We start from the raw sequence: 24168 nt of genomic DNA on the forward strand, positions 1-24168 counted from the left end.
CCGACATGCGAGGCGGCCGTGCTGGCGGCCGTGCATTTCCCTCTGGAGGAGCGAGTCATGTCTGAGCCCCGCGTTCTAGTCGTTTTCTTTTCCCGCACCGGCACCACGCGCATGCTGGCATCCACGCTCGCCAGGATGCTGTCCGCCGACCTCGAAGAAATCTGCGACTGCACCGAACGGCGCGGCGCCTTGGGTTATCTGCGCTGCCTGATGGACTCGTGGCGCAGGCGGCCTGCCGGGATCGTGCCGGCAGCGCTCGATACCGCGCAATACGATCTGGTGGTGGTGGGCACGCCCGTATGGGGCGGCTCGGTGTCCGCGCCGATCCGCGCGTATCTGCTCGAGAACCGCTCGAAGTTCAGACATGTGGCGTTCTTTTGCAGCTTCGGTGGCCTCGGCAGTCAGGCTGCTTTTGACGAAATGCGCGAGCTGGCCGGCAGAGCCCCGGTCGCGCAGTGCGCGGTGCGCGCCGCTGAAGTGCAGCGCGGCGTGGTGGCCGCGTCGCTGGCGTTGTTCGTGAGCATACTGAAACGCCATCTCACGCACTATGCAGCGCTGGAATGGACCTGCTGAGTTCAAGCGCCGTCTAGGCCGGCAGCAGCATCAGCACGGCTGCCAGGCCCATCAACGCTGTCGCGATCGAGCCGAGCACGACGAGCGGCCGGCTCGCGGTAAAAGCGCCCATCACCGAGCGCTTCGACACGAGCAGAAGAATCACCACCATCAACGGCACGGCCACCACGCCGTTGATGACCGCGCTCCAGAACAGCGCTTTCATCGGGCTGACCGGCGAAAACTGGATCGCCAGCGCGGCCAGCACGCTCACCGCGATAATCCCGTAGAAACCGCGCGCATCGTGCAGCTTGCGCTCGAGCCCCTCCTGCCATCCCAGCGCTTCGGCCAATGCATAAGCGCCCGATCCCGCCAGCACGGGTACCCCGATGAATCCCACGCCAAGTACGCCGAGCGCGAACAGCAGATACGCGAAGTCGCCGGCAAGCGGGCGCAACGCGCTGGCCGCCTGGGCGGCGGTGGTGATGTCGGTCACGCCTGCGGCGTGCAGCGTCACGGCAGTGGCGAGCATGATGAAGTAGGCGGTGAGATCGGAATAGAGCATGCCGCTCCAGGTGTCCCAGCGGATGCGCCGCAGTTCCGTGGGCGCTGCGCGCGGGTGACTTACGAGCGGCGCGCCGTCGGGACGGGCATGCATGTCTTCGACTTCCTCAGACGCCTGCCAGAAGAACAGATACGGGCTGATCGTCGTGCCGAACACCGCGACGATGACCGCCGCCGCGTTCGCATCCACGGTGAAGCGCGGCCAGAGCGTGCGCAGCGCCACGTCGCGCCACGGCACATGCACGGTGAACAGTACGGCCGCGTACGCAAGCAGGGAAATGGTCAGCCACTTCAGAAAAAACACGTAGCGATGGTACGGAACGAAGATCTGCAACAGCAAAGTGGCGAACACGAAGCCCACGGTCAGCAGGTGCCGGTCGATGCCGCTGACCAGTTGCGCGACTTCGCCCATCGCGGCTACGTCCGCCGCGATGTTCAGCGTATTGGCAAGCAGCAATAGCAGCACCACGGCGTATAGAACGACAGGCGGGAATGCCTCTTTGATGTTGGCGGCCAGACCCTTGCCGGTGACGCGGCCCAGGTTCGCGCACATGGACTGGATAGCCGCCATGAGCGGAAACGCAAGCGGCATCGTCCAGAGCATGTTCAGACCGAACTGCGCGCCGGCCTGCGAGTATGTGGCGATGCCGCTCGGATCGTCGTCGGCGACGCCGGTGATGAGGCCGGGGCCGATGCGCGCGAGCGGATGCTCCTTGAGCCGCGAGAGACTTGCGCCCAGGCGTTTGCGCGGCGGTTCGTCGAACTCCGCTGCGCATGCCTCGGCAGGCGCAGGTCGCACGGCGTGCGACGCGGTTGTCGACCGGCGCGAACACGGCATGGCCGTCTACCGGTTGCGCAAAGCGGGGTTGTGCAACGCGGAGACCGCGCCGTACACCACGCGCGGATCGTGCTGGCCTTTGTACACCGGCGGCGCGGAGCGGTCCAAACCCAGCAACGTGTACACAGCCGTCTGCGCGGAGCGCACCGAATATTCGACGGTGAACACCACGTCGTTCGGCAACTCGCAAAACTGTCCGACGAATGCGAGGTTCGCCCAACCCTCGGGCACCACCTGAGGCCGGTCGCCGGGCCTGCGCCGCAGAAACTGGCTGGTGATGAACGGCATCAGACACGGAATGCAGATCGCGTCGTCGAGGATGCGCGCCGCTTCGGTTTGAATGTGCAGATGGCCGAGCAGCTCCGTCATGATTTCGCGGCCCGTGCATTCGGCCATCGGCTTGCCGACGAAATTGCCCGGCCGCTCGACAAAGAGCCCATAACCCCAGAACACCTCGACGTCCTTCGGCTGACCGATGAAATGCGGCTGGTGCGGCAGTACGATCGAGGCGAGCCAGTTCGATTGCGGGAAGGTAATCAGGCCGCCTTCGCCCGGCACGTTGCCGGTCAGATCGCGGACCAGGCGGAACAGCGTCGGATCGTGCAGCGTCGCGGTAAAGGAGAGCCACCTGGATTCGTCGGCGTGATCGGCGAAAACGGATGGACGGCCGAACTCGGCTCGTCCCGCTGCAATGGTTTTCCAGAGCGCCCACGCGCCGCTACTGTCGTCATGATCGAACACGGCGGCGCGGTTCGTGCCGCCCAGGCTCGATCCTGCCGTCATCGAACCGAGCGTGACGATGACCTTGTCTGCCTCGGCGACCGGAATCTCGACGCGACGGTTTTCGTGTTCGCATACGATACCGGCCACCCGGTTCAGTTCGCCGCCTTCGTCATGCCGCAGGTCGACGACGCGCGTGTTAGCGCGAAATCGCACGCCGTGCTCGTCGAGCCACTTGCGCAACGGCCGCACCATCGAGTCGTACTGGTTGTAGACCGTGCGCATGATGCCGTGCAACTGGTTGAAGCCCGGCGTCATATGCGCGAAGCGCAGCAGGTAGCGGCGGAACTCGACGGCGCTATGCCACGGCTGGAATGCGAAGGTCGTGCACCACATGACCCAGAAGTTGGTTGCGAAAAAGTCCGGTTCGAAGTGGTCGGAAATCCGGCTGTCGCCGAGCAGGGCTTCCGGTTCGATCGAAAGGCGGCCGAGCGTGAGCAGATGCTTCTCGGCAAGCTCATAAGGAGGCGCGTCTTCGCGCCGGCCATTGCGCACGAGCCGCGCTTTCGAAGAGGTGCGGATCGTGCTGTTCCAGTCGAAAATTTCCTTTGTGACGCTGCTACGGCCGTCCAGTGTCGGAATCGAGTCGAACAGATCGTAGGTGCACAGATACTTGCTCTCGAGCATGCGGCCGCCGCGCGCGACATAGCCTTCCTGTGGCGAGCCGGCACCGTCGAGACTGCCGCCCGGTTTGTCGAGTGCCTCGAAGATCGTGATGTTGCAGCCGGGCACATCGGCGTCGCGGATCAGGAACGCGGCGGCCGCCAGCGAGGCAATGCCGCCGCCGATGAGATGGAAATGGCCGGATGCGCTGGCGTCGTCGCGGGCGGTATCCGCAATGGCTTGCGTGGCAAGCTGCTCCGAATGATTCATTTGAGAGTCCCAGCAGGGTGATGGTCGTGCACGTGGTGGTGCCTAGACCATACCGGCGGGGCAGGAACGCGTGTTGAGTTGGATCAACGGAGCGCGACGCGACCCGCGAGTCCGGCACAAGCGGTTCGCGCGCAAGCTCGCCAGCAGGACAGTGCCGTTGTTTAAACGACCCACCATGCAAGCGCGGCCGTCAAAAGCACGACCGCCCACGACGGCACGCGCCACCACCCGAGCAGCACCAGCGCCACGACGAGCAGCACGAAGTCGCGCCCGCTATGCACCGCGCTGGTCCACACGGGGTCATAGAGTGCGGCCAGCAGGATGCCGACCACGGCGGCGTTGATGCCGGCCATTGCGCGTCGCATCGACGCGAAGGCGCGTAACTCGCCCCACAGAGGGAGTGCCGCGCCGACCAGCAGAAACGATGGCAGGAAGATCGCGAGGGTGGCGATCAGTGCGCCAACCACGCCCGAAGGATGACCCGCGCTGGTGGCGCCGAGAAATGCGGCGAACGTAAAAAGCGGACCGGGAACCGCCTGCGCTGCGCCGTAGCCTGCCATGAACGCGTTCGAGGAAACCCAGCCGCGCGGTACCACGACCGCCTCGAGCAGCGGCAACACGACGTGGCCGCCGCCGAACACCAGCGATCCGACCCGGTAGAACGCCGCAAATAGATCGAGCGGATAACTGTGCAGATAGGCTGCGACCGCGGGCAATCCGAACAGTAGCAGCGCGAAAGCCGCGAAGCAGGCGAGTGCGCCGGTTTTCGTCCCCGGCATGCCGAGCGGTGCGCTCGGCACCTCGGTCGATGACTTCAGAAAGGCGGCGCCGGCGATTCCCGCGGCCACGATCGACGCGACCTGCCCATAGGCCGCGCCGAGCACGATGACTGCTATGGCGGAAACTGCCGCGATAGTCGCGCGTGCGCGGTCGGGACAGAGCATGCGCCCCATCGACCAGACTGCCTGCACGACCACGGCGACCGCCGCGATCTTCAGCCCTCGCAATAGCAGAAGCGAGGTCGCTTCCGACAGACTCGTGAAGCCATAGGCAAACGCCACGAGCAATAACACCGACGGCAGCGTAAAGCCGAGCCAGGCCGCTACCGCGCCCGCCACGCCGCCACGCAGACGCCCGATTGCGATGCCGACCTGACTGCTGCCGGGTCCGGGCAGAAACTGGCACAGCGCGACCACGTCGCTGAACGTGTGTTCATCGAGCCACTGGCGGCGCCTGACGAATTCGTCGCGAAAGTAGCCGAGATGGGCTGCCGGGCCGCCGAACGAAGTCAGGCCGAGCCTCAGGAAAATGCAGAAGAGCGTCCACGGCGAGCTACGGGCCGCTACAGCAAGGGGAGTCTCTGTATCCGTGTCGCGCATGGAAATAGTCGTACCGCTCATAGGCTGGGATGGGCTCCGAAAAATAGCACACGCTGGCGCCCATTTGCGCTGTGGTGTGTGGACGCGCTCTCGTTTGAACCGCAGGGCGCACGGCCGGCAGCGCAATGCCGTACCGTTGACGCAGGTCAATCGACGCGCGCGAATCGCGCCGATGATGTTTTCATCGGCGCGCTGCCGTACACGGCTTCGGCTACCGAAACGGTCGATGGATAGGACACAGCACGTGCGGGGGCAGCATGGGAATCGATATGCAGATCGTCTATTTCGGGTTCGCGGGATCCGCGCAGATCGAAGCGGAGGCTGCAGTGCAACTGCTGCGCCTCGAGCGGTTCGGCCAATTCATTTCTGGATGCCATCTTGCGATCGAGGCCATGCATGAGCGAGCAATACGCGAGATACCCGACGGCCCCCGCGCCGTGCAGGGCCCGACGCTGGATCACCTCAAGTTCGATGTGCGTCTCGATCTTGTGCTGCGCACGGGTGAACTGATGCCGCTCGAACATCGACAGAGCCCTGATCCAGACGACGCGGTACGGGCCGCATTCGATTCGGCCGAACGGTTGCTCGAGCGCGGCGTCGCGCGCGTCTGATTGGCAACGGTTGTTCCGATGTTCTTACTCTGGAGACAGTCATGTACGCCAACATCGTGGTGGCCGTGGACGGCAGCGAAGGCGCAAAGCGCGCGCTCTCCGAAGCGATCCAGCTCGCGAAACTCTCACACGGCAAGTTGACGGCGGTTTACGTGCTGGATCAGTCGGCGGCATTCACGTATGCGGGAGCCTGCGATCCGCATCTTCTGACGGACGCTGCGCGGCAGGTCGGGCTCAGCCTGCTGCGTGGCGCACTCGCCCAGATGCGCGACCTCAATGTCCCGGGCGACACAGAGATTGTGGAGACGCAAGGCATCGCCGAGGATATCGCCAGCGCGTTGCTGCGCTGCGTACAACACCGTGGCGCGGACCTGGTCGTGATGGGCACGCACGGACGTCGCGGTTTGCGGCGCATGGTGATCGGCAGTGTGGCCGAGCGGGTCGTCCGCTATGCGACGTGCCCCGTGCTGCTGATCCGCGAGCCGGTCGACAAGGAGGATCCTACTGAGGCCTGATGCGCATCTCACGTCGGCCATGACTGAGCTGGTTTTACCGTCGACAACGGCCCGGTGATCCGGTTGGGCCGTCTCAGCTCGGGGCAGGGCCAATGGAAAATCGCATCATTTTCTGATTGACGTTGAAACGCAGCAAAGCGTCCGTGTCCGCAACGTAGAGTTCATTCCCGATGAGCGCCCTTCCGAACGGCGAATGCAGGCCGCGGAGAAACACGACCTGCGTCCGGGCGACCCCGATTCCACTGGTGTCCCGTAGCAGCACGATTCGATCGGGACTCTTCACGCCGGCGCCAGCGCGCTCCATCACCTGATGTCTGATCCGCAGCACATGTTCGTTATCCTGTTTAGGCTGTGGCTACTCGGTGTCAGCAAAAAGCCTGCCTATGACAAGGATTACTGAGGCGGAAAACTTCTCCGATAGGTAGGGCCACAAGTCATCGGTTTCGACTCACTGGTCCTGGTCGTCTAAGCCTGATGGTCATTTTCGATTGATGCACCGCTGCATTGAACATCGAACTCGTGCTAACTGACATCAGGTTTCCTTAAGGTGACGTCGCTAGCATCGAAGCGCACGGGCGGTGCACTTGCTCGACCGTCGGTTTGAGCGCCGCAGCCCGCGCGCTGCCGCAATTCGATGTGACTCGAGGCAAAGGGGGAAGAATGCGGAATCAGGCGTCCTGAATTTTCACGCATCGGCGCCTCAATTTGTTCTTCATCGCGCACCAGGAGTGCTTTTGGCGATGACAACCAAAGACAATTGGAATCCGCGCATTAGCAACGCAAATCGTCACGAGGCGAGGGGGCGCGGGCCTGCCACGCCGCGTCGCGAGTTCCTGCGCGTGGCGGCAGGTTCGGTCGGAGCCTCGCTAGCCGCTACGCTGATACCCGCACTGATCCGCGATGTGCGGGCGACCCCGGCGGCCACCACGACGGGCACTATCAAAGATGTCCGGCACATCGTCATTTTCACCCAGGAGAACCGCTCGTTCGACCATTACTTCGGCACCCTTCGAGGTGTGCGCGGCTTCAACGACCGAATGGCGATCAGGCTGCCCAATGGCGATCCGGTCTGGAAGCAGCCGACCAGCGGCGGCTACATCCTTCCGTTTCATATCAACACGACGACCACGAGTGCGACATGCACGCGAGAACCGTCGATGAGCTATCTGACCGACATCGCAATATGGAACAAGGGTCTTTGCAACGCATGGAATACGGTTCGTATGCCCGGTCTCGGCATGAGTTACTTTTCGCGCAGCGATTTGCGTTTCTACTATGCGTTGGCCGACGCCTTCACGATTTGCGATCAATTTTATGCATCGACCTTCACGCAAACGAATCCCAACAGATTGCACCTGTTTAGTGGGAGCAGCGGTCTCTCCGCCGGTTTCGAGCCGACACTCGATAATGCCCAACCAACGCGTGGCCTTAAATGGCAGACGGTCGCCGAAATGCTTGAAGCGGCTGCAATCAGCTGGCGTGTTTATCAGCAGCCGGACAACTTTGACGACAACGCACTTGCGTTGTTTCAGAACTTCAAGTCAGCGCCGCCGTCGAGCCCGCTCTATCGGAACGGCATGGCGACGGTCGGCGATATCGCTCAGGCCTTCGCGGCGGATGTCGCGGCAGGCACGTTGCCACAAGTCTCGTGGATCATCGCGCCGACCGCGCTGTCCGAGCACGCGAACTATCACCCGCAAGCGGGTGAGGACCTGAGCGCGCGACTACTGGCCGGGCTTGCGGCGAACCCCGAGGTCTGGTCGAAGACCGTGTTTTTTCTGAACTACGACGAACAAGGTGGCTTCTTCGATCACGATCCGCCACCGACGCCGCCAGGCGCCGATGAGCAAGGCAAGTCGACCATCACGACGACGGGTGAGGTCTATGAGGGCTTGCCAATCGGGCTCGGTTTTCGTGTGCCAATGACAGTGGTCTCGCCCTGGTCTAAAGGTGGCTATGTATGCTCGGAAGTTTTTGACCACACATCGATCATTCAATTTATCGAGCGACGTTTTGGCGTTCGTTGCCCGAACATCAGTGCATGGCGCCGCTCGGTTTGCGGGGATCTCACGTCGGCATTCGATTTCAAAAATGCGGATTCAACGTGGCCCTCCTTGCCCGACACGAGCACATATGTCGCGGATGCCAATCTGCAATGCAGTTCGCTGCCGGCGCCAGCGGTGCCAAGAGTACAGTCGATGCCAACACAGGAGCCGGGTACGCGTCCTTCGCGGGCGCTGCCCTACGAGCTTCACGCGAGCGCACGCCTGGACGTGGAGAACGGGACGTTTTGGCTTTTAATGGCCAACACTGGGAAGGCGGGTGCTGCCTTTTCCGCTTACGACCTTGCAACGGGCGCTAATCCGCCGCGTCGCTATACGCTCGACCCTGATACGCAGATCTCCGATAGCTGGACGCGTTCCCAGCTAACCGGTACGAAATACTCGATCGCATTGCATAGTGCAAACGGCTTTCTGCGTGCATTTTCGGGCGACATTGCCACACCATTGAGCGCAGCTGTTGCGAATCCTGAGATCCGGGTTTGCTACGACCTCGCAAACAATGCGGTCTGTCTGACAATGGTGAATTCGGGCCATGCAGCGTGCAAGTTCACTGTCACATCGAACGCGTATCGCGCAGGAGACGGACCGTGGGTCTTCTCCGTGCCCGCCAACGGCGTGGGCCACACCAGCTGGCCCGTATCAGCCAGCGGCAACTGGTACGACTTCACTGTGAAGGTGGATGCGCAGCCAGGGTTCTTACGCCGCTTTGCTGGCCGCATCGAAAGCGGGCAAGACCTTATCAGCGATCCGGCGCACAGCCGTAAAGCAGCTATAGTGAAAACGCCGCCAACGTTGAGTTAGGTCCTCGCATCCGGGAGCCGCCCGATCACTTCATACAGCCGTCACGTCTCCCGATTTTTCGAAGGAGCGGCGCTGGTCCGCCTTGAGAGCGCCGCGTACAGTCCGGGCGCACGTGTGCGCCAGTCGTCATCAGCAGCTTGCGCTCATTGCAAAGTCTTGTCCCGCATCGTCATGCTCGGTGTATGTCGTTGATCGGATCGAAGATGCATAGAGACGAATCACCAAGCGGCGGATTCTCCAATCGAACCATTCCTGACTCTCAGCTATCTGTAGTCCTTTGACCCGCTTCAAGGGACATGGAATGCGATGTTCCTTCCAGGGAAAGCGCGATCCGCTGTCCTTGGTAAGGAAGTGATTCATGCTGCAGCACGGCGCGAAGAATTTGTCGTTTTCCTAACTGGAAAGCAAGGCGAATCTGTTCCTCTGTTGAATCGGCCGCCCCGAGCGATTCGCAAACTGCTTCATATGAGACCGAAAATGCTCGATATCCCCACCCGAAACCGTATGCTGAAAACCGGACAGTGGACCCTTGGGACAGGTCGGGCGCCGTAATCCAGATCATTGGCTGATTCATCGCGGCACTCTGCTGAGTAGTTAACGTGCTTGACCAACAAATCTGCATAGATGCAGACATCGTCGACGTAGACTTCGCGGCTGACGCATGGCTGATTGACAGAATAGGGCTCGCAGTCGACATCTCGTTGATATAAGTCAATGCTCTGTTGGCTAAAGAACAATTCGTCAGCTGGTTGTAGGCTTTCGTCGGCCTTCATCCAGGCGATGCAGCGGCTGTAGGTTCTTACAAAATCTGCTGACTCGGCTACTGGTCACCGTTTGTACATGAAACCCGTACGTACAAACACGAATCGATTCGCTCGGTATGTTCGGCGTGCATTGCCTGGGTGGTGTCGTCGGCGCATTGCAGAAGGGCGTGTCCCCGTCGCCGCGGGTCGGCGGTACAGGCGTCTACGATGACGTCGCGAACAAGGCCGGCGACTACATGTGGCCGATCGGCTGATCGAGCAATGGTAGGGCAGGCGGCGTCGCTAGTACGGTCGGCAGTCGCGTCGTTTGTCGCATTCAAGCTCGCGGTCATGACGATTGGACTGCGTGTCGAGCAGGACCGCGAACGAGAAGGACTCGATTTCGGCACGCGCGGCGAGGACGCGTACCACTCGTGAACAGCGTTCGTGCGAGTGACTGGGCAGCGACGTCGCCTTACTCGAAATACTGAACCGGACCCGTGCACTGCAATCATCGATCAGTCATGGAGTAAGGCTAAGGAAACCACGTCGTCGGCCAGCCGTCATCACGCCGGCCACAGCGGCAGGCACAAGGCGGAATCTTCTGCGCCAGGCCGTCGCTCAAGCGCCCGCAGACGCTTCAAGTTCCGCGAGACGTTTGCGCAGCAAGCGATCCTCCTGGAAGCGTTTAGTTTCATCGCGGATCACCGCAACGATGCCGCTAAGTTCGTTTTGCGACGAATGCAGCAGAGCGACCGTGAAGGCGATCGACAGAGACCGTCCATCCTTGTGCACAGCGGGGACACGAAGCACATCGTTGCCATATCGGGTTTCGCCCGTTGACATCGTTTTGTGATAACCGTCCCAATGGCGACCGCGCAAACGTTCCGGAATGATCAGATCCAGCGATTTTCCGAGCACCTCGCTTTGCGTAAAGCCGAACATGTGTTCGGCCGCAGGGTTCCAGAAAGTAATGCTGCCGTGTAAATCGGAAATGATGATGGCGTCGCCGATTGCGTTGGCAAGTTGCTGAAAGTCGATAGCGCTTTGCATGACGTTGCCCCGGATGGAAACATAAGTGTTCGAATCGGGTACGGCGCCGCCGACGACGGCGCCGTACTCTCAGGCCCAAGCATACCAGCGGGCCAGGGTGCCGCCGTTAAACCGCTTTGACTTCGCGTAAGTTGAAGATGTCCTGCTGGCTGTAGCCAAGGCCTGCCAGCACCTCGTCCGTGTGTTCTCCGAGCAGCGGCGACGCGGTGACTTCCGGCTTCATATCCGAGAATTTGATCGGGCTGCCAACAGTGAGATACGAACCACGCTTCTTGTGCGGGACTTCGACGATCGTACCGCTCGCGCGCAGCGACGGATCGTTGGCGAGTTCCTTCATCGTCAGCACTGGCGCGCAAGGAATGTCGAACTTGCGCAAGATGTCGACCGCTTCGAATTTGGTCTTGTCGGCGAGCCACGCTTCGATCGTTTTGAAGATTTCGAAGATATGCGGTTGACGCGCTTCAGCGGTCTTGTAGGCTGGGTCAGCGATCCACTCGGGTTTGCCGAGCGCGTTACAGATCGGCTCCCATGCGTGGCCCTGGATCGTGAAGTAGATATAAGCGTTCGGGTCCGTTTCCCAGCCCTTGCACTTGAGCACCCAGCCCGGTTGCCCGCCGCCGCCAGCATTGCCGCCGCGTGGCACCACGTCGCTGAACTCGCCGTGCGGGTATTGCGGATATTCCTCGAGATACCCGACTCGCTCCAGACGTTGCTGGTCGCGCAGCTTCACGCGGCACAGGTTCAGCACGCTATCCTGCATCGACACCGCGACTTTCTGGCCTTTGCCGGTTTTGTCGCGTCCCAGCAGCGCGGTGAGAATGCCGATTGCCAGATGCATGCCGGTGTTGCTGTCGCCGAGCGCGGCGGCGCTAATGGTAGGCGGACCGTCCCAGAAGCCGGTGGTGGACGCAGCGCCGCCTGCGCATTGGGCGACGTTCTCATAGACTTTCAGGTCGTCGTAGTGATGGCCGTCGCTGAAGCCCTTCACCGAAGCGACGATCATCTTCGGATTCAGTTCGTTCAGGCGTTCCCACGAAAAGCCCATGCGGTCCAACGCGCCTGGGCCGAAATTTTCGACCAGGACGTCCGATTCACGGATCAGCTTTTCGAGTACTTCCTTGCCCTCAGGCTTTTTCGTGTCCAGCGTGAGCGACTTCTTATTGCTGTTGAGCATCGTGAAGTAGAGCGCGTCGGCATCGGGGATGTCGCGCAGCTGGTTACGCGTGACATCGCCCGAACCCGGCCTTTCAACCTTGATCACATCGGCGCCGAACCAGGCGAGCAACTGCGTGCACGCGGGACCGGCTTGAACGTGAGTGAAGTCGATGATCTTGATGCCTTCGAGAGGTTTGGTCATTTGATATCTCCTTGATTCGTCGGATTACTTTTTCATTGCCGCGCTTTGCGGATTCAGATTGGTCAGGCGGCCGCTCTCGGTGCCGGCTGCTTCATCGATGACGGCATTGATCAGGCTCGGTTTGCCGGATGCGATCGCTTCGAGCAGCGCCTTCGTCAGTTCTTCCGGCGTGCTCACGTGATAACCGACGCCGCCGAACGCCTCGATCATCTTGTCGTAGCGTGCACCCTTCACGAACACGGTCGGCGCGACGTCTTTACCGCCTGTCGGGTTCACGTCGGTGCCGCGATACACACCGTTGTTGTTGAATACGATCGTGCAGACGGGCAAGTTGTAACGGCAGATGGTTTCGAGTTCCATTCCGCTGAATCCGAACGCGCTGTCACCTTCGATTGCCACAACCGGCTTATCGGTCGTGACCGCCGCGCCGATCGCGAAGCCCATCCCGATGCCCATGATTCCCCACGTGCCCGAATCGAAGCGTTTGCGCGGCTCGTACATGTCGATGATGCTGCGCGCGTAGTCGAGGGTATTTGCGCCCTCGTTGACAACGTTGATGTCCGGGCGCGTCTTCAACACATCGCGGATCGCGCGCAACGCGCTGTGAAAGTTCATCGGCGACGGATTCTTGTCGAGCGTCGCGGCCATCTTGGCGAGATTCTTGTTCTTGCGCTCGGCAATCGCGCCGATCCACTCGGCGCCCGGCTTGCTGAAGCTCGCATCGATGCCGGCGCGCAGTGCCGCCACGCATGAACCGATATCGCCGATCACCGGCGCGGCAATCGCGACGTTGCTGTCGATTTCGGTCGGCGAGATATCGACCTGGATAAACTTCTTCGGCTCCGCGCCCCACGTTTTGCCTTTGCCGTGCGAGAGCAGCCAGTTCAGACGCGCACCGATCAGCACGACCACGTCGGCTTCCTGAAGCACGAACGAGCGTGCCGCCGACGCCGATTGCTCGTGGGTATCCGGCAACAGACCCTTGGCCATCGACATCGGCAGATACGGAATGCCGCTTTGCTCGACGAAGCCACGGATCTCCGCATCAGCCTGGGCATACGCGGCGCCCTTGCCGAGCAGGATCAGCGGACGCTTGGCGCTCTTGAGCACCTCGATCGCACGCTTGACGGATTCCGGCGCCGGCAACTGCCGCGGCGCGGCGTCGACCACTCGCACCAGCGACTGCTGCGCCTTCACGGCATCCATCGTTTGCGCGAGCAGTTTGGCCGGTAGATCCAGATAGACGCCGCCCGGCCGGCCCGACACCGCCGCGCGGATCGCACGCGCCACGCCGATGCCGATGTCTTGCGCATGGAGCACGCGATACGCGGCCTTCGCGTAAGGCCTGGCCGCGGTCAACTGATCCATTTCTTCGTAGTCGCCCTGCTGCAGATCGACGATTTCGCGTTCGCTCGAACCGCTGATCAGAATCATCGGGAAACAGTTGGTGGTCGCATTGGCAAGCGCGGTCAGCCCGTTCAAAAAACCCGGTGCCGACACTGTCAGGCAGATGCCGGGCTTCTGCGTGATGTAGCCGGAAATGGCCGCGGCATTGCCCGCGTGCTGTTCATGACGAAAGCCGATGAAGCGCATCCCTTCGGCTTGTGCCAGTCGCGCCAGGTCAGTGATGGGGATGCCGACGAGTCCGAAAATAGTGTTGATGTCGTTCAATTTCAGCGCGTCGATGACTAGATGGAATCCGTCGGTCGTTTCGGTCGCCTGTTGATCCAACGTGTCGTCTGTTGTGGGCTGGTCGGCTTCTGCCATGACATCTCTCCTTGTAGTGGAGTGTTGTGTGGTCGGTCGTGATTGGTGCGCTTGTGCTGCCGTTTATTCAGATGAGCCGCCGGGCCATTGCTGCAGTCGTGCTTCGACGATCGTTACGCCGGCTGGCGCGCCCGAGTTTTCGATCCAGCGCTTTCTCATGGGTGCAAGGACGAACTTCGCGCAGATGGCGGCAGCGATCGATATCACCGCCGCCGAGATGAACACGGTGCTCCAGCCGCCGTTGGCCGACAGAAGCGATGCGACCGGCACCAGCATCGCGGCCGTACCCTTCGCGGTGTAAAGCGTCCCCGCATTCGCCGCGGCGTGCTTGCTGCCGAAGGTGTCCGCGCAGGTTGCGGGGAAGATCGAGAAAATCTCGCCCCAGCAGAGGAATACGGCGGCCGCGAAGAACATGAACGCATACGGGTTGTGGCCGAACTGCATCAGCCCCAGCAGCGCGACGCCTTCGCCCAGGAAGATCATGAACATCGTGTTTTCGCGGCCAATGCGGTCAGATAGAAAGCCGCACAAGGGACGGGTGAGTCCATTGCACAGGTTGTCGATCGACAGCGTCATGGTGAGGAGCGGCAGCGTGATGCCGATCAGATTCACAGGCAACTTGGCAAAGCCGTATTCCTTCGCGATCGGCCCGAGCTGCGCGGTCGCAATGATGCCGCCGGCCGCAACGAACACGAACATCAGATACAGCACCCAGAAGAGGGGCGATCGGATCATCTCGCCGGATTTGTAGTCGATCCTGCTTGCGACGATTCGTTTTGCCGGGATCGCGGAGGCGGGCGGCTTCGGCCGTACCAGCATGGTGGCGAGCAGCAGGATGCAGACACCCTGGAAAATGCCGAAGAACATGAACGCGTGCTCGTAGCCCGAACGCTGGATCATGTTGGCAATCGGTATCACCGTTACGGCCGCGCCGGCGCCGAAACCCGCCGCAGTCAAACCGGCTGCAAGACCGCGTTTGTCCGGAAACCATTTGAGCGCCATGCCGACGCAGGTGCCGTACACACAGCCCGCACCGATACCGGCAATGACTGCTGCGACGTATAGGTGGGAGAGACTGGTCGCATGCGCGTTGATGACCCAGCCGATCGCTGCGCACAGCGCACCGCCGATCACGACCGGGCGCGGCCCGAACTTGTCGACGAGCCAGCCTTCGACGGGCACGAGCCAGGTTTCGGTGACGATGAAAATCGTGAAAGCGGTCTGGATCGCCGCTTGACCCCAATGGTGGGCGTTGTCCATCGGCACGACGAACAGCGTCCACGCATACTGAAGGTTCGCAACGAGTCCCATGCACACGATGCCGATCGCGAGTTGCACCCAGCGGTGATGCCAGAATGGTGCGCGGCCGCCCTCCGACACATTGGAAAGTCCCATGTCTCCGTCTCCTGTATATTCCGTCGCGCTCAAGCGGCGCGTTGGACTTACGTGATCGAATCGCTTCGCCACCGGTTTTGCCTGTGGCAATGAAGCGCCAATGGTCGGCCAGAGGAACTGCACTAACGAAAACTGTTACTCGTTGTTCGCACTACAGCTGAGTGGAAGTTGCTGCACGTGCTGCGTGTGAGAGGAGATGCTGCGCGAGATCAGCAATAAGTAAAAGTTAAAACATTTTATGGTTTGCATTCGGGAAACCTAATATAAAGGTTTACCTTGATTTGCTGGATTAACGGGAAAGGGGGGTATTCCCTATCCAGCACGAAAAAAACTACACGCGGATCTACGGCTGGAAGCCTTGCGCGGGCTTTCGAAGAGCATGTGCAGGTGCCTTGGGGATGCTCGCCGGATTCCCTGTGAGGCTCAAAAGACGGGAAGTGCGGCGCTCAGATTAGTGCTCGCCGCCGTTGCCGTGGCGGTGTGAGGAATACATGCATTAAGAAAGCATTATTTATCTTTGGAGAAACTTTAGGGATTGTTAATCTATGAGCCCGTTCAGCCGCGTCGTGACCCTCGCTAACCTTGGCAGCGTGGTCGCAATGAGCATGCGAACGCCGCAACTTGCAAAGCGGGTTTTTCTCTGAACGAAATCATCAGAAATTCGGGAAATGTCTTTATTCTCGCGTCGAGATATTGGCGTGACGAATAAACGATAAATGCATTCGAGGCTGGAAGCGGCTATTCCGGGAGTAGCCGAACAGGTTTTCATTTCCCGGTCTCGTCCATTGCGAAATGAGCGGCTAAGCGCCGCCCGCGCGCTCACCTGCGGCAGATCGAGAGGGTGCACCTGCCATGAGGCGCACCCGGATCGACCTTCAACGTGGCGTTCTTCGCCAGTTTGGCCGACAGGGGCGCTGAGGCGTCGATGGGAACGATCTGGTCGTCGTCGCCGTGCAGGATTCTTGAGCTGGTTTGAAGCCGGGCTGGAGAGATAACGCTCGGGTCGCCGGATGCATGGGCGGCCCGAAGCGGTCAATGTGACGGGTAGCCGAGCCCGAACGATTGGGCAAGCCGCGGACCCTTGAGAAGCAGCGGTTCGACCGCGCTACGACGCCTGGCCGCCCAGTCGTCGAGCGCCGTCACGACGTCTGGGGCAGGGGTGGCCAGTGCTTGAGCGAGGCTCACGGCATCGTCGGCGGCTTTCGAGGTGCCCGAACCCGTGTGAGGCCGCAGTGTGCAGGCGGCGTCGCCTACCAGCGCGATGCGCCCTTTGGCGAAAGACGGGCTCAATGCGTCGGAGATGGATTGCAGGAAGGGAGCGGGCGTCGCGGTGACGAGTTGCGACACTATGCGTGGAAGTCTCTCTAGCGCCGCTCGATGCAAGTATGCAAGCGACGGCTCGGACAGCTCGCCAGGCGCGACCGATACATGGTGACGCCTGCCGTCGCGGCCCGTCAGAAACGAGTCGGTCGACGACTCGTCAGGTTCGTTCCTGTACCAGAGCCAATTGAACCGGCGCGTGCCGGATTCGAGTGAGCCGTCTAGCGCAGGAATCAGAAACGTCATGAATAGTTCGGCATCCGAACGGTGGAGCGTCATGTTCTCGATCAGATCCGCGACATGGTCACGTTTGAAGGCGTTTTCGTCGACCACGCCGCGCCACGCGATGTAACCCGCGTACGACGAGGCGCTACCGGGAAACAATAGTGAGCGAAGCCGCGAGCCGGTGCCGTCGGCGGCGATCAGCACGTCGGCGCGAACCGCTGAGGAACCGACGTCGAAGCGGATGTCGACGCCGTCCGCGTCTTCGGCCACGCTCGCAACATGGTGCCCATAGTGAATCGCGCCGGGTGGCAACATACTGCACAGCGACCGGTAGACAGCGTCCCACGATGAAAACGGCAGCAGTTCAGGGTCGTCGCGAATCACGTGGCCGTCCATATCGATCCAGCGTCGCCGGTGTGTGGGCACCGCAAGCATTGAGCGTGTTCGCTGGCCGTGCTGTTCGAGAAAGCGCAGCATCTGCCGGAGCACCACGACGCCGCCGCCGCGGCCCCGCAGCGGCGTGGCCGAGCGCTCGTAGACATGCACGTCGTGGCCCGTGCACGTCAGCGTCAACGCGCATGCAAGTCCTGCTATCGAACCGCCCGCAATGGCAATTTTCATATTGTCGCCGACTCCATGTGGAACCTCTATGCGTCGCTCTGCCGGCGCAGATTGTCGCCGCCTAATGGCATATCGCGCAGGCGCTTTCCGGTGGCATCGAACAAGGCATTGCCGAGCGCGCCTGCGGTCGGTCCCATCGATGCTTCCGCGGCGCCGAGGAATGGCGCACCCGGGCGATTGATCAGATGGACGTTCAAACTGCGAGGAACAGCGGAGAACCGCAAAATCGGGTAACTGCTCCAATCGAAGCTCCGGATTCTCGCGGTATCGAACTTTAACTCCTCATAAAGCGTCCAGCTTGCCGATTGAATCACGCCGCCTTCGATCTGATTGCGGATGCCATCGGGGTTGACGATCTGCCCGGAGTCCACCGCGACTTCGGCGCGTTCGAGAATGACCTGGCCGGTCTCGCGCACCACGGAAATCTCGACGGCGATCGCAACATAGGCCATCAGGTTCTTGTACTTGCCGAACGCGAAGCCGACGCCGTGATTCGTCTTGCGCGGCGCGCGCGGCCAGCCGAACTTCTCCGCGGCGAGCCGGATGACGTCGCGGGCGCGCGGATCCTGCATATGCTTGAGCCGGAATGCGACCGGATCGGCGCCGGCGGCGGCGCTCAACTCATCCATGAAGCTCTCGATCGAGAAGACGTTCATATGCGCGCCGAGTGAGCGCATCGCCGACGTGTGCAAGGGCATGGTCGGCGAGAAGTTGTTCATCACGTGCATGTTCGGCAACGCGTACAGCGGGATCGCGTTGCGGTCGCCGCCGCCTTCGGGCTGAACCATCGGCGCCGACGGCGCCGGCACGAATGGTTTCTCCAGCAATTGCGCCGGCATGAGCCGGCCGGCATTCACGATCCGCTCGTTGTGCGAACTGCTCCACAGCGCGTAGTTCCAGTCGACGATGCTGCCGGTCGCGTCGAGCGAAGCCTTCACTTCGGTGACCATCGCGGGCGTGTAGTGGTCCCACGTATGCTCCTGTTCGCGCGTCCATTGCACGCGAACCGGCTGGCCCGCCATCTCGTGGGCGATCAATGCGGCATGCGCGGCGGCGTCGTCCGCACCATTGTGGCCGTAGCATCCCGATCCTTCCACGTGAATGCAGCGCACCTTGTCCTTTTGCAGCGACAGCATTTCGGCGAGCGCATCGCGTAGCGGATAGACGCCTTGCGAGTGAGTCCAGACGGTCATGGTGCCGTCCTTGAACTGCGCGACCGAGCAGGAAGGGCCGATCGAGCCGTGCAGCATATAGCGTTTGGTGTAGGTTGCGCTTAAGGTCTTCAGCGCCGTGCCGGCTGCATTGTGAGTGTTCGCAATCTCGATGTGTTCGGTGGCGATCTGCTGCAGATCGCGGTGCACGGCAGCGGGGTCGGGCAGCGCACGTCCGGCGCTCCACTGGCATCCTGCGGCCAGCGCGCGTTGTGCCTGCACGGCTTGCCATTCGTTTTTTGCGACGACGGCCAGCATGCTGCCGTTCCTGATCACCTTGACGACGCCCGGCATCTCCAGAATATCGGACGTATTGGTTTGCATCAGCCTCGCCTCGTAGACCGGCGGCAGCACCACGCGCGCATGCAGCATGTCCGGCATGAACATGTCCTGAACATAGCTCGGGCCGCCCGTCACCTTGGCCGGAATGTCCAGTCGCGGCAACGACGTGCCGATCGTTACGAAGGTCGCCGGGTCTTTCAGCGGCGATGCTGGCGTGGCCATGCGATGCAGATCGACCGCGCCCACTGCTTCGCCGTAAGTCATCGTGCGTCCGTCGGGTGCCTTGATGATCGCGTCGTGCACGCTCAACGCGCTGCTGCTGACACCGAAGCGTTCGGCCGCGGCGTCGACGAGCAGGCCCCGCACCTGGGCGGCGGCGTTTAGCAACGCGCTGCCGCTGTCAGCCATCGTGTGGCTGCCCGCCGTGAGTCCTTCGTCTGGCGAGGCGCCCGTGTCGGCGGTCAGAAACGTGATCAGCGAGGGCGCCATGGCCAGTTCTTCAGCCGCGATTTGCAGCAGCGCGGTGCGCACGCCGGTACCCAGTTCGACCTTGCCGGTGTAGACGGTCACCTTGCCCGCCGGATCGATCTTGATCCATGCGTCGAGAAACGGATTGGTCTTCAGGCTGCCCGCGAGCGCCTCGGTCGCTTTGGCCACGTGTACGGCGGCGCCTTCATCCGCGATCACCTGCTGGGCCATCGCCTTGATGGCGGGGAACAAGCTGAAGCTCACGACGAGCGCGCCGGAAGTCAGGAAGCGGCGGCGTCCCTTGTCGATATCCGCGGTTTGGTCGCTCATTGCGTGCCTCCTTGGCTCGCCGCGCTTTGAGGTTGCGCTGGCGCAGCGTCGTTTGCCGGCAGGTGCGCGACCTCGCGGATCGCGGCGAGGATGCGCATATGGGTGCCGCAGCGGCACAGGTTCGGTTCCATATGCTCGCGCAGTTCGCGCTCGGTCGGCCGGGGATTGCGGTCGAGCAGCGCTTGCGCGCGCATGATCATGCCCGCGATGCAGTAACCGCACTGCGCGGCCTGGTGCTTGATGAAGGACTTCTGCAGCGCTCCGGGATGCTCGGCCGTGCCGAGGCTCTCGATCGTGCGCACGGGGCGGTTGCCGATCGAGGCCACGGGAATCAGGCACGAGAAGGTGGCCTGATCGCCGACAATCACCGTGCACGCCCCGCATTGTCCGAGCCCGCAGCCGAACTTTGCGCCGTGCAGATGCAAGTCGTTGCGCAGCGCATAGAGCAGCGGCGTCGAAGGATCGATATCGAGTGCCTGTTGTACGCCATTGACGGTAAGGGTGATCATCGCGCCCGGTTCTCCTGTCTGACTTTTGCCACGGTGTCTTCGACGTTCTGCCACGGACCGCGCTGCGAATAGGTCTCGCGCACGTAGGACGCCAGATCGGCGATCTGCTGGTTGCTATAGATTTCGCCGAAGGCCGGCATGTAATTCATGCTGTCCTCGCCGTGCCAGCCGTTGCCGCTGAGCATCATCTGTACGGCGTTGCGCGGCGTCGCTGCGTTGACCGCGGTACTGAACGCGAGCGTGGGGCGCTCGCCGATCGATTGCATCGGGGCGGCGGGGCCGTGGCATTGCGCGCATGAGGCGGCGAACAGGATCGCACCGCGCTGCGCTGCTGGCGACGTGCTGTCGCGAACCGCGGCGACGGCGGACACGCTGATGACGGCCGGTTGCGGCTTCTGAATCGACAGGATGTACGCGGCAATCGCCTGCACGTCTTCTTCGGGCACGGTGGCGAGATCGCGCGTGACAGGCAGCATCGGACCAGCGGCGGCGCCGTGTTCGCTGGCGCGGCCGCTGCGCAAATACATGACGAGCTGCTCCTGGGTCCACGGTTTCGGCGCCGAGCCGAGCGCATTCAGCGCAGGTGCTTCCCAGCCGTCGACGATACCGCCGTCAAATGCATGCCCCGACTTTTCGCCACCGATCGCGTTGAGCGGCGAATGACACGATGCGCAGTGACCGAGCCCATCGACCAATCGCTTCCCGTGGTTCCACCCGACGTCTTGGGCGGCGTTCGGCGGTTGCTCGCCGGGGTGCAGGAACAACACGTTCCAGAAGGCCAGCAAGGGCCGGAAGCTCAGCGGAAAGATCAGCTCGTTCGCAGGCGTAGTCGCGTTGACCGGCTCGCGTGTCATCAGATACGCGTATGCGGCCGAGATGTCGCGATCGGACATGCGCGTGAAGTGAATATACGGAAACGCCGGATACAGCAGGTGTCCGTCGCGGGCGACACCGTAGCGGACCGCTCGCGTGAACGCTTCCAGCGACCAGCTGCCGATGCCCGTCTTGACGTCGGGCGTGATATTGGTTGCATAGATGGTCCCGAACGGTGTGGCAAGCGGCAAGCCGCCGGCGAACGGCTGGCCGCCCTTGGCAGTGTGGCAGACGATGCAGTCGCCTAGCGCGACGACCCGTGCGCCCGCGAGCTTCGTCTGCATGTCGAACGACGCCGCCGCGGGAGGACTGATCGGCGCGATGGCGGGCTTCCACATCAGCAACGCGGCGACGATCAGCGCGGCCAGGATAACCACGCCTCCCACTGCGAGCAATCTAGGCTTGCGAGTCATTCACGCACCTGTCACAGAAGTCTTGGACCGAAGAATCGCTGCGCGCCACGCCGTGTGTGCGGCTCGCGAGACGCGTCGTCATGCCAGTGCGACGCCTGTTTGCACGTTCTGGCCGGCGCTGCCGTCTCATGGGTAGTCGATATAGCCGGCCTCCTCGCCGCCGTACCAGCCGGTCGGCTTGGGGCTCGCCAACGGTGCGTGGGTCGCAATGCGTTCGACGAGGTCGGGGTTGGCGATATAAGCGCGAGCGAACGCGACCAGGTCGGCTTCGCCGTCGTGGATCAATGCATTGGCCTGATCGATGGAAATGCCGCCATTGACCATCAAGGTGCCTGAGAAAACCTTGCGGACGCGTTCGAGAATGCGCGGCAAATCAGGTGCGCCGCTCCAGCCGTTCGTGTCCGCCGCGTGAACGTATGCGACCCCGAATTCGTCGAGCATCTTGCCGACGTAGTCGTAGGTGCCGTCCGGGTCGGCATCGCGCACGTTGTTGTAGTGCGCGTACGGCGAGATGCGTACGCCGACCCGATCGAGCGCGACCGACGAGCCGATCTCGGTGAGAATGTCACGGAGGAAGTTGGCGCGCTTTGCAATCGAACCGCCGTACCTGTCGTCGCGGGTATTGGTGGTCGACGAGAGGAATTGATGCGGCAGGTAGCCATTCGCCGCGTGGACTTCGACACCGTCGAATCCAGCGGCGATCGCGTTGATCGCGCCTTGCCTGAATTCGCCGATGGTGAGCTTCACTTCGTCGAGCGACATCGCGCGCGACGGCGTTGCATGGATCTTGGTGTACTGGCCGTTTTGCAACTGCGCCCACACTTGCAACTGTTCGAGATCGTCATTCACGCCCGACGGCGAAAGCGGCGCGTCGCCGCCGAGTAGTGCGAACGAACTGACGCGTCCGCCATGCCACAGTTGCATGAAGATACGACCACCGGCTGCATGCACCTGATCCGTGATGTTGCGCCATCCGGCGATCTGCTCGGCCGTGATGATCCCCGGCGTGAGCTCGAAAGCAGCCGAGGCATGGCTGACATTGGTGGCCTCGGTGATGATCAGTCCCGCCGACGCGCGCTGCGCATAATACTGCGCCATCACATCCGTCGGTGAACCACGCAGCGGGGCGCGCGAGCGGGTCATCGGCGCCATCACGACGCGATTCGGCAGACGCAGCCCGTGCAGGTCATAGTTGCCAAGAAGAGGTGACATGGTGGTTCCTTTGCAAACGACTGAGCGTCGTTTAGATCTGCAACTGTTAAAGGTAGGGTATCGCCGGCGTTAATGGATTTCCTTAAGCCGCGCTGAAACGTTGTTAAACCGGCCAGTGTTCCGTCCGGCCTTCCATGGTGCACTGATGGGTCAGGCGCGGCGGGCGGCCAACGGACGCCCGATCGTCAGGTAATGGATCAGCGCGACCAGCGGGAAAGCCGTTGCGACCGCGGCGACCAGCGGCCAGCCACCGTGTTCGTAGAGCGGGCTGGCGAGTGCCGAGCCGAAGGCGCCGCCGACGAAGATGCTGGTCATATACAACGCGTTGAGGCGGTTCCTGCTCGCTGCATGCAATGCATAGATCTCGCGTTGCCCCAGCACCATGTTCATCTGCACGGCGAAATCCAGGATGATGCCGGTCGCGACCAGCCCCGGCACGCCCCACGCCGGATGGATCAAGGCAGGCGTGTAGGCGAGCGCGCCCACGACGAGGGCAATCAGCGTTGCGCGCACTGTATGGCCCGCATCGGCGAGACGCCCCGCCAACGGCGCGGAGGTCGCGCCGATCGCCCCGACCAGAGCGAAGATGCCGATGGCGGTTTGCGAGAGCCCGAATTGCCGGCTCAATTCGACGGGGATCGTAGTCCAGAAGAGGCTGAACGAAGCGAACATCAGCGCCTGATACAGCGACCGGTGACGCAGAACCGGCATGGTGCGAATCAGGTGGCCGAGCGAGCCGATCAGCTGGAAGTAGGTGGCCTTGTGATCCGGTTGCCGCTGCGGAATGGTCAGCGCGAGCACGCTGGTGACGACGGCCATCAATACGGCCGCGGAGCCGAACACGGCGCGCCAGCCGAAGTGTCCGGCCACCACGCTGGAGATGGGGCGCGACAACAGGATGCCGAGCAGCAGGCCGCTCATGATGGTACCGACCACCTTGCCGCGCGATTCGTCCGGCGCGAGATGAGCGGCGAGCGGGATCAGAATTTGCACGGCCACGGAGCTGAATCCGACCAGCAGCGAGATCGTGAGGAACCAGCCGGGCTGATGAGTGAACGCGGCGGTGCCCAGGCTCACGATCGACACCAGCGCGGTGGTGATCATCAGTTTGCGGTTTTCCAGCAGGTCGCCGAGCGGCACGAGAAAGAACAGGCCGAATGCGTAGCCGATCTGCGTGAGCGAGACGATGAGGCTGGCGGTGCCACCGGACATGTGAATGTCCGGTGCGATCAATTCTGTGATCGGTTGCGCATAGTAGAGATTGGCGACGATCGCGCCGCAACAGAATGCGAACAGCGCGACCAGGCTGCGTGTCAGTTTGACCTGACTCGCGCTGCCGGCCGTGACGGGTGCTTGGGTTGACATGGCAACTCCCTGAAATGAACAATGGAAAATGTGGGTTCGAATGCAGAC

Annotated in this window: 20 protein-coding genes and 2 pseudogenes; 6 read left to right on the forward strand and 16 right to left on the reverse strand. The window is 62.0% G+C overall.

Annotation, left to right across the window (positions count from 1 at the left end):
* The first annotated feature begins 57 nt into the window (after positions 1 to 57).
* Positions 58 to 573, forward strand: a complete 516-nt coding sequence (locus FVF58_RS05340; RefSeq protein WP_149668865.1) for a flavodoxin family protein — start codon at positions 58 to 60, stop codon at positions 571 to 573.
* A 13-nt stretch (positions 574 to 586) separates the two neighbouring features.
* On the opposite strand, the gene FVF58_RS05345 is transcribed toward FVF58_RS05340, so the two are convergent.
* The 3 genes from FVF58_RS05345 to chrA form a co-directional block, all read right to left on the reverse strand.
* Positions 587 to 1855 carry an NRAMP family divalent metal transporter gene (locus tag FVF58_RS05345; RefSeq protein ID WP_246216961.1) on the reverse strand — a complete coding sequence of 423 codons (1269 nt, stop codon included), beginning with the start codon at positions 1853 to 1855 and terminating at the stop codon, positions 587 to 589.
* Between the two features lie 105 nt (positions 1856 to 1960).
* On the reverse strand, positions 1961 to 3607 hold the full coding sequence (locus tag FVF58_RS05350; protein WP_149668867.1) for an oleate hydratase: 1647 nt from the start codon (positions 3605 to 3607) through the stop codon (positions 1961 to 1963).
* 161 nt (positions 3608 to 3768) lie between these two features.
* Positions 3769 to 4986 carry a chromate efflux transporter gene (gene chrA, locus FVF58_RS05355; RefSeq protein WP_149669128.1) on the reverse strand — a complete coding sequence of 406 codons (1218 nt, stop codon included), beginning with the start codon at positions 4984 to 4986 and terminating at the stop codon, positions 3769 to 3771.
* Positions 4987 to 5243: 257 nt separating this feature from the next.
* Between chrA and FVF58_RS52510 the strand changes: the two genes are divergently transcribed.
* Positions 5244 to 5597, forward strand: coding sequence for a hypothetical protein (locus tag FVF58_RS52510; protein WP_149668868.1), 354 nt, complete (start codon positions 5244 to 5246; stop codon positions 5595 to 5597).
* 41 nt (positions 5598 to 5638) lie between these two features.
* Positions 5639 to 6112 carry a universal stress protein gene (locus FVF58_RS05365; RefSeq protein ID WP_149668869.1) on the forward strand — a complete coding sequence of 158 codons (474 nt, stop codon included), beginning with the start codon at positions 5639 to 5641 and terminating at the stop codon, positions 6110 to 6112.
* 121 nt (positions 6113 to 6233) lie between these two features.
* Here FVF58_RS05365 and FVF58_RS05370 read toward each other — a convergent pair.
* Positions 6234 to 6419, reverse strand: a pseudogene (locus FVF58_RS05370) (sorbosone dehydrogenase family protein); the annotation flags it as partial.
* 433 nt (positions 6420 to 6852) lie between these two features.
* Here FVF58_RS05370 and FVF58_RS05375 point away from each other — a divergent pair.
* Positions 6853 to 8976: a phosphocholine-specific phospholipase C gene (locus tag FVF58_RS05375; protein ID WP_149669129.1), complete on the forward strand. Its 2124-nt coding sequence runs from the start codon at positions 6853 to 6855 to the stop codon at positions 8974 to 8976.
* Between the two features lie 259 nt (positions 8977 to 9235).
* Here FVF58_RS05375 and FVF58_RS05385 read toward each other — a convergent pair whose 3' ends face one another.
* The gene (locus FVF58_RS05385) at positions 9236 to 9550 is read right to left on the reverse strand and encodes a hypothetical protein (RefSeq protein ID WP_149668870.1); all 315 of its coding nucleotides are present in this window, start codon (positions 9548 to 9550) and stop codon (positions 9236 to 9238) included.
* Positions 9551 to 9856: 306 nt separating this feature from the next.
* Between FVF58_RS05385 and FVF58_RS51225 the strand changes: the two genes are divergently transcribed.
* On the forward strand, positions 9857 to 9994 hold the full coding sequence (locus FVF58_RS51225) for a hypothetical protein (protein ID WP_188130717.1): 138 nt from the start codon (positions 9857 to 9859) through the stop codon (positions 9992 to 9994).
* Between the two features lie 7 nt (positions 9995 to 10001).
* A complete protein-coding gene (locus FVF58_RS05390; RefSeq protein WP_188130718.1) occupies positions 10002 to 10157 on the forward strand; it encodes a hypothetical protein in 156 nt (51 codons plus the stop codon).
* A 183-nt stretch (positions 10158 to 10340) separates the two neighbouring features.
* Here the strand turns inward: FVF58_RS05390 and FVF58_RS05395 are convergent, their stop codons facing one another.
* The 11 genes and pseudogenes from FVF58_RS05395 to FVF58_RS05445 all read right to left on the reverse strand — a co-directional run bounded on the left by FVF58_RS05395 (position 10341) and on the right by FVF58_RS05445 (position 24120).
* Entirely contained in the window at positions 10341 to 10772 is a 432-nt protein-coding gene (locus tag FVF58_RS05395; protein WP_149668872.1) for a PAS domain-containing protein, read from the reverse strand.
* A gap of 106 nt (positions 10773 to 10878) precedes the next feature.
* On the reverse strand, positions 10879 to 12129 hold the full coding sequence (frc, locus tag FVF58_RS05400) for a formyl-CoA transferase (RefSeq protein ID WP_149668873.1): 1251 nt from the start codon (positions 12127 to 12129) through the stop codon (positions 10879 to 10881).
* A 24-nt stretch (positions 12130 to 12153) separates the two neighbouring features.
* Positions 12154 to 13896, reverse strand: coding sequence for an oxalyl-CoA decarboxylase (gene oxc / locus FVF58_RS05405; protein WP_149668874.1), 1743 nt, complete (start codon positions 13894 to 13896; stop codon positions 12154 to 12156).
* Positions 13897 to 13959: 63 nt separating this feature from the next.
* Positions 13960 to 15291 (reverse strand): oxalate/formate MFS antiporter, encoded by a 1332-nt coding sequence (oxlT, locus tag FVF58_RS05410; protein WP_149668875.1) that lies wholly within the window; start codon positions 15289 to 15291, stop codon positions 13960 to 13962.
* A gap of 819 nt (positions 15292 to 16110) precedes the next feature.
* Positions 16111 to 16254, reverse strand: a pseudogene (locus FVF58_RS52515) (alpha/beta fold hydrolase); the annotation flags it as partial.
* A gap of 69 nt (positions 16255 to 16323) precedes the next feature.
* Positions 16324 to 17457 (reverse strand): FAD binding domain-containing protein, encoded by a 1134-nt coding sequence (locus tag FVF58_RS05420; protein WP_149668876.1) that lies wholly within the window; start codon positions 17455 to 17457, stop codon positions 16324 to 16326.
* Between the two features lie 26 nt (positions 17458 to 17483).
* Entirely contained in the window at positions 17484 to 19748 is a 2265-nt protein-coding gene (locus FVF58_RS05425; protein ID WP_149668877.1) for a xanthine dehydrogenase family protein molybdopterin-binding subunit, read from the reverse strand.
* Positions 19745 to 20257 (reverse strand): (2Fe-2S)-binding protein, encoded by a 513-nt coding sequence (locus FVF58_RS05430; RefSeq protein ID WP_149668878.1) that lies wholly within the window; start codon positions 20255 to 20257, stop codon positions 19745 to 19747. The genes FVF58_RS05425 and FVF58_RS05430 overlap by 4 nt, the downstream gene beginning before the upstream one ends.
* Positions 20254 to 21543, reverse strand: coding sequence for a c-type cytochrome (locus FVF58_RS05435; protein WP_149668879.1), 1290 nt, complete (start codon positions 21541 to 21543; stop codon positions 20254 to 20256). The genes FVF58_RS05430 and FVF58_RS05435 overlap by 4 nt, the downstream gene beginning before the upstream one ends.
* Before the next feature lie 126 nt (positions 21544 to 21669).
* Positions 21670 to 22755 carry an alkene reductase gene (locus FVF58_RS05440; RefSeq protein ID WP_149668880.1) on the reverse strand — a complete coding sequence of 362 codons (1086 nt, stop codon included), beginning with the start codon at positions 22753 to 22755 and terminating at the stop codon, positions 21670 to 21672.
* A gap of 150 nt (positions 22756 to 22905) precedes the next feature.
* Positions 22906 to 24120, reverse strand: coding sequence for an MFS transporter (locus FVF58_RS05445; RefSeq protein WP_149668881.1), 1215 nt, complete (start codon positions 24118 to 24120; stop codon positions 22906 to 22908).
* Between the last annotated feature and the right edge of the window lie 48 nt (positions 24121 to 24168).

Source organism: Paraburkholderia panacisoli, from assembly GCF_008369935.1.
GTDB lineage: Bacteria > Pseudomonadota > Gammaproteobacteria > Burkholderiales > Burkholderiaceae > Paraburkholderia > Paraburkholderia panacisoli.